Origin of the sequence: Halorubrum sp. (assembly GCF_046498025.1) — an archaeon.
GTDB lineage: Archaea > Halobacteriota > Halobacteria > Halobacteriales > Haloferacaceae > Halorubrum.
The window spans coordinates 39,626-46,565 of sequence record NZ_JAWOBM010000047.1 but is presented as its reverse complement, the minus strand read 5'-3'; the positions used below and the strand labels follow the sequence as shown (position 1 = coordinate 46,565).

Genomic DNA, 6,940 nt, shown 5'->3' with positions numbered 1-6,940 from the left:
CCGCGCAGTTCGCACAGGTCATGTCCGTGATCGCGACGGTGACGGTCTCGCTGACCGCGCCGTAGCCGGCCGCCTCGATCGCGTCGAATATCTCGCCGAGCGACACCGCTTCCGGGTCGTACTCGACGGACCCCTCGTCGGTGGCGTAGTTGGCCTTCGCCGAGACCACCCCGTCGAGGTCGTCGAGGGCGTCCTCGATCGACGCCGAGCAGTTGGCACAGGACATGCCGGTGACGTTCAGATGGGCTGTTCTCGTTGGCATGGGTCCCACTACGGGTCCCACCCTTAGGCGGCTTTCTGCTTCGAGATCGGGGGTTCAGGTGGATCGAAACCTTGGATTCCAAAGCGACGGGCGGGCAGGGCGTCGGTGAGAGACGAGCGACAACATTGTTTAAAAAGAGGACAGTGGCGCGCGCCTGCGAGCGGCTGGGGCTTTGGAGGTGTCCACGGAGTCACCGACCGCGGAGAGCCGAGCGGCTGGGATTTTGGAGGTGGTTCCCGACGAAAACGATTTATAAACGGTCATCGGTCGGATTACTGAGAATCGAGGAGAAAGCCTCGCGCTTCAGCGCGGGGAGGATGTCAAACCCCTTCCTCCAGCCGCTGGTACCGCTCTCGGAACCGCGACAGGCAGGACGAACAGCAGAAGTGGTACACCGTCCCGTCGATCCGCGCCGTCTCGCCCTCGCTGTCGACGGTGTTGGAACACTCCGCGCAGGTCAGCGCGAACGCCACCCCCTCGATGGAGGGCGTCCACTCGAACTCGTCGACCAGCGTGACCGCGTAGTCGTCGATCGCCACCCCCTCGAACAGCCCGCCGACCCACTCCCGGACGTTGCGCCCCTCGACGCGGGCGTACGCCCGCAGGTCTCCCTCGGCCGTGACGAACACGTGCTCGACGGCGTCGGCGTCACGGAGGCGGTCCCGCGCCGCGTCGAGCGCCTCGGGCCGGTCCGACGGCAGTTCCACGTCGATCAGCATGGGGACGCCGGCCCGGAGCGTCGTCCGGTCGACGTCGACGGTGAACCCATTGATGACGCCGGCCTCCTCCAACCGCGTGACGCGGTCGGAGACCGCCGGCCCCGACAGCCCCACGCGCTCGCCGATCTCGCTGAACGGTCGTCGGGCGTCCTCGGCCAGCAGCGACAGGATCTCCAAGTCCGTCTCGTCGAGGTCGCGCATGCCCGAGGCGACGGTCTCACGACACAAGACGGTTGCCCCGATTCGCTTCGGATTCGAAAGTTTGGACCGGGATCTCTCCCCGGTCGCGAAGCAACAAGCGACAAACGTCTCCCCCGCGTAGGATCGGTCATCATGAGCCGAACGCTCACCGTCGAAGGGATGTCCTGTGAACACTGCGAGCAGAGCGTCAAAGAGGCGCTCGAAGGCGTCGCGGGCGTCGAGGACGCGAGCGCCGACCACGAGAGCGCGTCCGCGACCGTCGACGGCGACGCCGACCCCGACGCACTCGTGGCCGCGGTGCGCGAGGCGGGCTACGACGCGTCCGCGTGAAACGGAAGGCGGGCTACGACGCGCCCGCTTAAAAAGGAAGACGGGCATCGAACCCGCGGATTTCTCCCGTTCTACCGGTTCAACGTGTGGATCGCCTGGCCGCGGGCGTTCTCCGCGGCCTCCATCACCGCCTCCGCGAGCGTCGGGTGCGTGTGGACCGTCGCGGCCACGTCCTCCAGCGTCGCGCCCATCTCGATCGCGAGCGCGACCTCGGCGATCAGCTCGGAGGCCTCCGGTCCGACGATCTGTCCGCCGAGCACGAAGCCGGTCTCCTCGTCGGCGACGAGCCGGACGAACCCCTCGGTGTGGCCCGTCGTCATCGCGCGCCCGGAGGCGTTGAACGGCATCTGGCCGACGACCGGGTCGAACCCGGCGTCCTCGGCCTCGCGCTCGGTCATTCCCACCGTCCCGATCTCGGGGTCGGTGAAGACGGCCGCGGGGATCGCCTGCTGGTCGAGCGCGGCCGGCTCGCCGGCGATCACCTCGGCGGCGACGATCCCCTCCGTCGAGGCCGCGTGCGCGAGCATCGGCTCGCCCGAGACGTCGCCGACGGCGTGAATGTGGTCGACCGCGCTCCGCGTGCGGTCGTCCGTCTGGATGAAGCCTCGGTCGTCCGTCTCGATGCCGGCGTTCTCCGGGTCGAGCCCCTCCGTGACCGGCTGGCGGCCGACGGCGACGAGGATCTTGTCGACGCCGTACGTCGACTCGTCCCCCTCTTCCGTCTCCGTGTGCAGGAGGTAGCCGCCGTCGGCGGCCTCCGACCACTCGCTCGCGCCCTCGCCGAAGTGGAACTCGACGCCGAGCTCCTCGGCCCGCTTGCGGACGATCCGCTTCACGTCGTCTTCGTAGGGGTCGAGGATGTCCTCGAGCATCTCGACGACCGTCACGTCGGCGCCGAGCTTCGCGTACGTCGTCGCCAGCTCCATGCCGATGTAGCCGCCGCCGACGATCCCGAGCCGGTCCGGGACGGAGTCGGCGTCGAGCGCGTCCGCCGAGGTCCAGACGTGGTCCTCGGCGAAGTCGAACCCGGGGATCTGAATCGGCCGCGACCCCGTGGCGACGACGGCGTGCTCGAACTCGATCGACTCGGACCCCTGTCCCTCGCCGCCGTGGGCGACGCGCGCGGTGTGCTCGTCGACGAACGAGGCGGTTCCCGGCACGAGGTTGACGCCGTTCGCCTTACAGAGCTTCTCGACGCCGCCGGTCAGTCGGTCGACCACGCCGTCCTTCCACTCGACCATCTGCCCCATGTCGACGGCGGGGTCCGCGTGGACGCCCATGAACTCCGCGTTGCCGGCCTCGTGGGCGAGCCCGCTCCCCGTGATCAGCGCCTTCGAGGGGATACAGCCGCGGTTCAAGCAGGCGCCGCCGTAGGCGTCTCTCTCGACCAGGGTGGTGTCGAGCCCCTCTTGTGCGGCGCGGATGGCGGCGACGTAGCCGCCCGGTCCGCCGCCGATTACCAGTACCTCCGTTCCGGTTGCGATGTCTCCGACGACCATTAGTGAGTCAACAGTAGCAGCGGGTGTTCAAGGTGTTCCATTACGGTGTTCGCGAACTCGGCCGCCACCGCGCCGTCGACGACGCGGTGATCGATCGACAGCGACAGGGGGAGCGTCGGCGCCGGGACGACCTCGCCGTCGCGGACGACCGGCCGCTCTTCGAGAGCGCCGAGTCCGAGGATCGCCGTCTCGGGGTAGTTGATGATCGGCGTGGCGTACTCTCCGCCGATGGCGCCGAAGTTGGTGACGCTGAACGTACTCCCCTTCATCTCCGCGGGCTTGAGCTTGCGCTCGCGGGCGCGCGACGCGAGATCGCGCACCTCCGCGGCCAGCTCGAAGAGCCCCTTCTCGTCGACGTCGTCGACGACGGGCACCATCAGCCCGGCGTCGGTCGCGACCGCGATCCCGAGGTTGTACTCCTTTCGTAACACGATCTCCTCGTCGTCCTCGCGCAGCTCGCTGTTGAGGTACGGGTACTCCTTGAGCCCCGCGACGATCGCCTTCATCACGAACGGCATGTAGGTGAGTTTCACGTCCGCCGCCTCCGCCTTCGGCTTCAGCTCCTCGCGCGCTTCCACGAGCGCGTCGACTTCGACGGTGTCGTGGTGGCTGACGTGGGGAGCGGTGTACTTCGACCGCTCCATCTGCTTCCCGATGGTGCGGCGCACGCCGCGGTACGGGACGGTCTCGTCGCCCGACTCCGTGGCGCTCGCCTCGGACGTGCCGTCGCCGGCGGCGGCCGGCGCGTCGGTCGCCGCGGACGCCGCGTCGGCGTCGACCGGCTCGGGCGCCGACTCGGTCGACGCCGACTCCAGCGCGTCCGCGTACGCCTGCACGTCCTCGCCCGTGACGAACGCCTCGCCGTCGCGGGTCTCCTCGGTCGGCACGTCGTCGACGTCGACCCCGAGGTCGCGCGAGAGCTTCCGAGTCGCCGGCGTCGCGAGCGTCGTGTCGCGGCCGGCCGGCTCGGGAGCCCCGGCGGCGGGCGACGCGGATTCGGCCGACCCGTCCGCGCCGCGCTTGCGCACGGCGGACGTCCGGTCGCCGGAGCCGACGTCGGTCGGGGTCGGCGCGGGCCGCGGTTCGGGGGCGTCGTCGCCGGTGCCCGTGTCGCTCTCCGCGTGCGCCCGCACGTCGGCCTCGCTGACGCGACCGCCGGGACCGCTCCCGTCGACGGCCGCGACGTCGACGCCGAGCTCGCGAGCGAGCCGGCGGGCGGACGGCGGGGCGAACGTCCGGCCCGCGGGCGTGTCCGGTTCGGATTCGGGGCCCGTCTCGGCCGGTCCTGACTCGCCCGCGTCGGGGCGCTCCTCGGCCGCGCTCTCCTCGGCGGCCGGAGATTCCGAGTCGGCGGCGGCCGCGTCGTCCTCACCGCTCGCCTCCCCGGCGTCCTCCTCGTCGACCCGGAACGAGATGATCACGTCGCCGACGGGGACGACGTCCCCCTCCTCGACGAACAGCTCCTCGACGGTCCCGTCGTAGCGCGACGGGACCTCGACGAGCGCCTTGTCGGTCTCGACCTCCGCGACCGGCTGGTCCTCCTCGACGCGGTCGCCGGGCGCGACGAGCCACGAGACCAGCTCGCCCTCCGCGACGCCCTCGCCGACGTCGGGCAGCCTGAACTCCTCGACTGTCATGCGTCGACCTCCTCGACGGTCATGTGATGAGTCTCCGCGGGCGTCATCTTAAAACTCGACCGCCTCCAAGATGCCCTCCTCGATGCGCGCCGCGGTGGGGAGGTAGTAGTCCTCCAACGCGTACAGCGGGTACGGAACGTCGAAGCCGGTGACGCGCGTCACGGGCGCCTCCTGGTACAACAGCGCCTCCTCCTGGATGATCGCCGTGATCTCCCCGGCGAGCCCGCCCGTCTTGGGCGCCTCGTGGACGACGACCGCGCGGCCGGTCCGCTCGAAGGCGTCGACGATGGCCTCGCGGTCCAGCGGAGAGACGGTGCGGAGGTCGACGACCTCGCACTCGACCCCATCCTCGGCGAGGCTCTCGGCGGCCTCCAGCGTCGGGCGCGTCATGGCGCCGTACGTGAACACCGCCACGTCGTCGCCCTCGCGGCGGGTGGCCGCCTCACCGAGCGAGACCGTGTACGGCTCCTGGGGGACTTCCTCGCGGAACGCGCGGTAGATGAGCTTCGGTTCGAGGAAGATCACCGGGTCGGGGTCGCGGATCGACGCCGCGAGCAGCCCCTTCGCGTCGCGCGGCGTCGAGGGGATGACGACCTTCAGCCCCGCCTCGTGCGCGTAGAACGCCTCCTTCGACTCGGAGTGGTGCTCCGGCGCGCGGATCCCCCCGCCGTAGGGGGCGCGCAGCGTCATCGGGAGGGAGAACCGGCTCCGGCTCCGCGCGCGGAACCGAGCCATGTGAGAGACGATCTGGTCGAAGCCAGGGTACATGAAGCCGGAGAACTGGATCTCCGGGACCGGACGAAGCCCCATCGCGGCCATGCCGACCGCGCAGCCGACGATGCCCGACTCCGCGAGCGGGGTGTCGACGACGCGCTCGCCGCCGAACTCGTCGAACAGCCCCTCGGTCGCCCGGAAGACGCCGCCGTTCTTCCCGACGTCCTGGCCCAACACGAGGACGTCGTCGTCCTCGCGCATCTCGCTGTACAACCCGTCACGTACCGCCTGTACGACGGTGAGGTTCTGTGTGTCGCTCATTTACTCCTCCAGGAACGCCTCGTCGCCGTGCGCCTCGCGGAAGGCGGTGAACGCCTCGTACTGTCGCTCCAGTTCGGGCGGGACCTCCGCGTACGCGTGCTCGAACAGTTCGCTCGGGTCGGGTCGCGCCGCCGACTCGGCCGCGTCGATCGCGTCGGCGACGCGCTCCTCGACCGCGGTCTCGACCTCCGCGACGCGTTCGTCGTCGAGGACGCCCTCCGAGCGAAGGTACGTCTCCAGCCGCGGGATCGGGTCCTTCGCCTTCCACCGCTCGACCTCGTCGTCGTCGCGGTAGACGGTGGGGTCGTCGGCGGTCGTGTGCGCGCCGAACCGGTACTGGATCGCCTCGATCAGCGTCGGCCGCGGCCGGTCGGCCTCCGAGTCGCGCGCCTTCTCCACGGCGGCGCTCGTGACGCTGTACACCGCGAGGGGGTCCATCCCGTCGACCTGTACCCCGTCGATCCCGTACGCCTCGGCCTTCTGCGCCAGCGTCGCGCTCCGAGTCTGCCGCTCGCGGGGCACGGAGATCGCCCACTGGTTGTTGTTACAGAAGAAGACCGTGGGCGTGTCGAACACGCCGGCGAAGTTGACCCCCTCGTGGAAGTCGCCCTCGCTGGTCGCGCCGTCACCGAAGTAACAGAGGAACGCCTCGTCGGTCTCGCGGAGCTTCGCGGCCCACGACGCGCCCGTGGCGTGGGGGACCTGCGAGGCGATGGGAACGGCGACCGGGAAGACGTTGACGTCCTCGGGCGACTTGTTGCCGGCCTCGTGGCCCATCCAGTAGAGGAGGGTCTGTTTCAGCGGGAGCCCGCGGACCAGGGCCGCCCCGTGCTCGCGGTAGGAAGGGACCATCCAGTCGTCCTCCGCGAGCGCCATCGCGGAGCCGATCTGGGCGCCCTCCTGTCCCGACAGCGGCGGGTACGTCCCCATCCGCCCCTGTCGCTGGAGGCTCACCGCCCGGGCGTCGAAGTGTCGCGCGAGCCGCATGTGCCGGTACATGTCGACGAGCTCCTCGTCGTCGATGTCGGGGACGTCGCCGACGACCTCGCCGTCCTCGTCGAGCACGCGCACCGGATCGTCGTACGCTCTGTCGAACACGGTCACGGTCGAACCCACCTGTTCATGTGCGAACCGTTCGCCGCCCGCGTAATATCGTTTTCGTAAATAGTTTATTATAATAAGAAATCGCCGGGGGTGCTGAGAAACTGTCCATCAGATTCCCGGAGAATCGGACGTTTTTGAACAACTCGCGTCGAG

At 69.7% G+C, this 6,940-nt stretch carries 7 protein-coding genes; 1 reads left to right on the top strand and 6 read right to left on the bottom strand.

Annotated elements, in window-relative coordinates; translation table 11 throughout:
- Nucleotides 1-262, bottom strand: a 262-nt coding sequence (locus R6U01_RS10165; RefSeq protein ID WP_410286342.1) for a cation transporter, incomplete at its 3' end; no start/stop codon positions are given.
- 320 nt (nucleotides 263-582) lie between these two features.
- A complete protein-coding gene (locus R6U01_RS10160; protein ID WP_410286341.1) occupies nucleotides 583-1,182 on the bottom strand; it encodes an AsnC family transcriptional regulator in 600 nt (199 codons plus the stop codon).
- Between the two features lie 132 nt (nucleotides 1,183-1,314).
- Here R6U01_RS10160 and R6U01_RS10155 point away from each other — a divergent pair, with 132 nt between their 5' ends.
- Nucleotides 1,315-1,512 (top strand): heavy-metal-associated domain-containing protein, encoded by a 198-nt coding sequence (locus tag R6U01_RS10155; RefSeq protein WP_410286340.1) that lies wholly within the window; start codon nucleotides 1,315-1,317, stop codon nucleotides 1,510-1,512.
- 71 nt (nucleotides 1,513-1,583) lie between these two features.
- Here the strand turns inward: R6U01_RS10155 and lpdA are convergent, their stop codons facing one another.
- From lpdA to pdhA, 4 genes are read right to left on the bottom strand one after another with little or no spacing between them, the layout of a single operon-like run.
- Complete coding sequence (lpdA, locus tag R6U01_RS10150; protein WP_410286339.1) at nucleotides 1,584-3,011, bottom strand: dihydrolipoyl dehydrogenase; 1,428 nt, start codon at nucleotides 3,009-3,011, stop codon at nucleotides 1,584-1,586.
- Nucleotides 3,011-4,648 (bottom strand): 2-oxo acid dehydrogenase subunit E2, encoded by a 1,638-nt coding sequence (locus R6U01_RS10145; protein WP_410286338.1) that lies wholly within the window; start codon nucleotides 4,646-4,648, stop codon nucleotides 3,011-3,013. Before R6U01_RS10145 ends, lpdA begins: the two co-directional genes overlap by 1 nt.
- A 48-nt stretch (nucleotides 4,649-4,696) precedes the next feature.
- Nucleotides 4,697-5,683 carry an alpha-ketoacid dehydrogenase subunit beta gene (locus tag R6U01_RS10140; protein ID WP_410286337.1) on the bottom strand — a complete coding sequence of 329 codons (987 nt, stop codon included), beginning with the start codon at nucleotides 5,681-5,683 and terminating at the stop codon, nucleotides 4,697-4,699.
- Complete coding sequence (pdhA, locus tag R6U01_RS10135; RefSeq protein ID WP_410286336.1) at nucleotides 5,684-6,787, bottom strand: pyruvate dehydrogenase (acetyl-transferring) E1 component subunit alpha; 1,104 nt, start codon at nucleotides 6,785-6,787, stop codon at nucleotides 5,684-5,686.
- Nucleotides 6,788-6,940: the final 153 nt, after the last annotated feature.

Excerpts from the sequence above, each read along its gene's own strand:
- R6U01_RS10145 (WP_410286338.1), bottom strand. The coding sequence starts at position 4,648 with ATGACAGTCGAGGAGTTCAGGCTGCCCGACGTCGGCGAGGGCGTCGCG.
- R6U01_RS10160 (WP_410286341.1), bottom strand. The coding sequence starts at position 1,182 with ATGCGCGACCTCGACGAGACGGACTTGGAGATCCTGTCGCTGCTGGCC.
- R6U01_RS10140 (WP_410286337.1), bottom strand. The coding sequence starts at position 5,683 with ATGAGCGACACACAGAACCTCACCGTCGTACAGGCGGTACGTGACGGG.
- lpdA (WP_410286339.1), bottom strand. The coding sequence starts at position 3,011 with ATGGTCGTCGGAGACATCGCAACCGGAACGGAGGTACTGGTAATCGGC.
- R6U01_RS10155 (WP_410286340.1), top strand. The coding sequence starts at position 1,315 with ATGAGCCGAACGCTCACCGTCGAAGGGATGTCCTGTGAACACTGCGAG.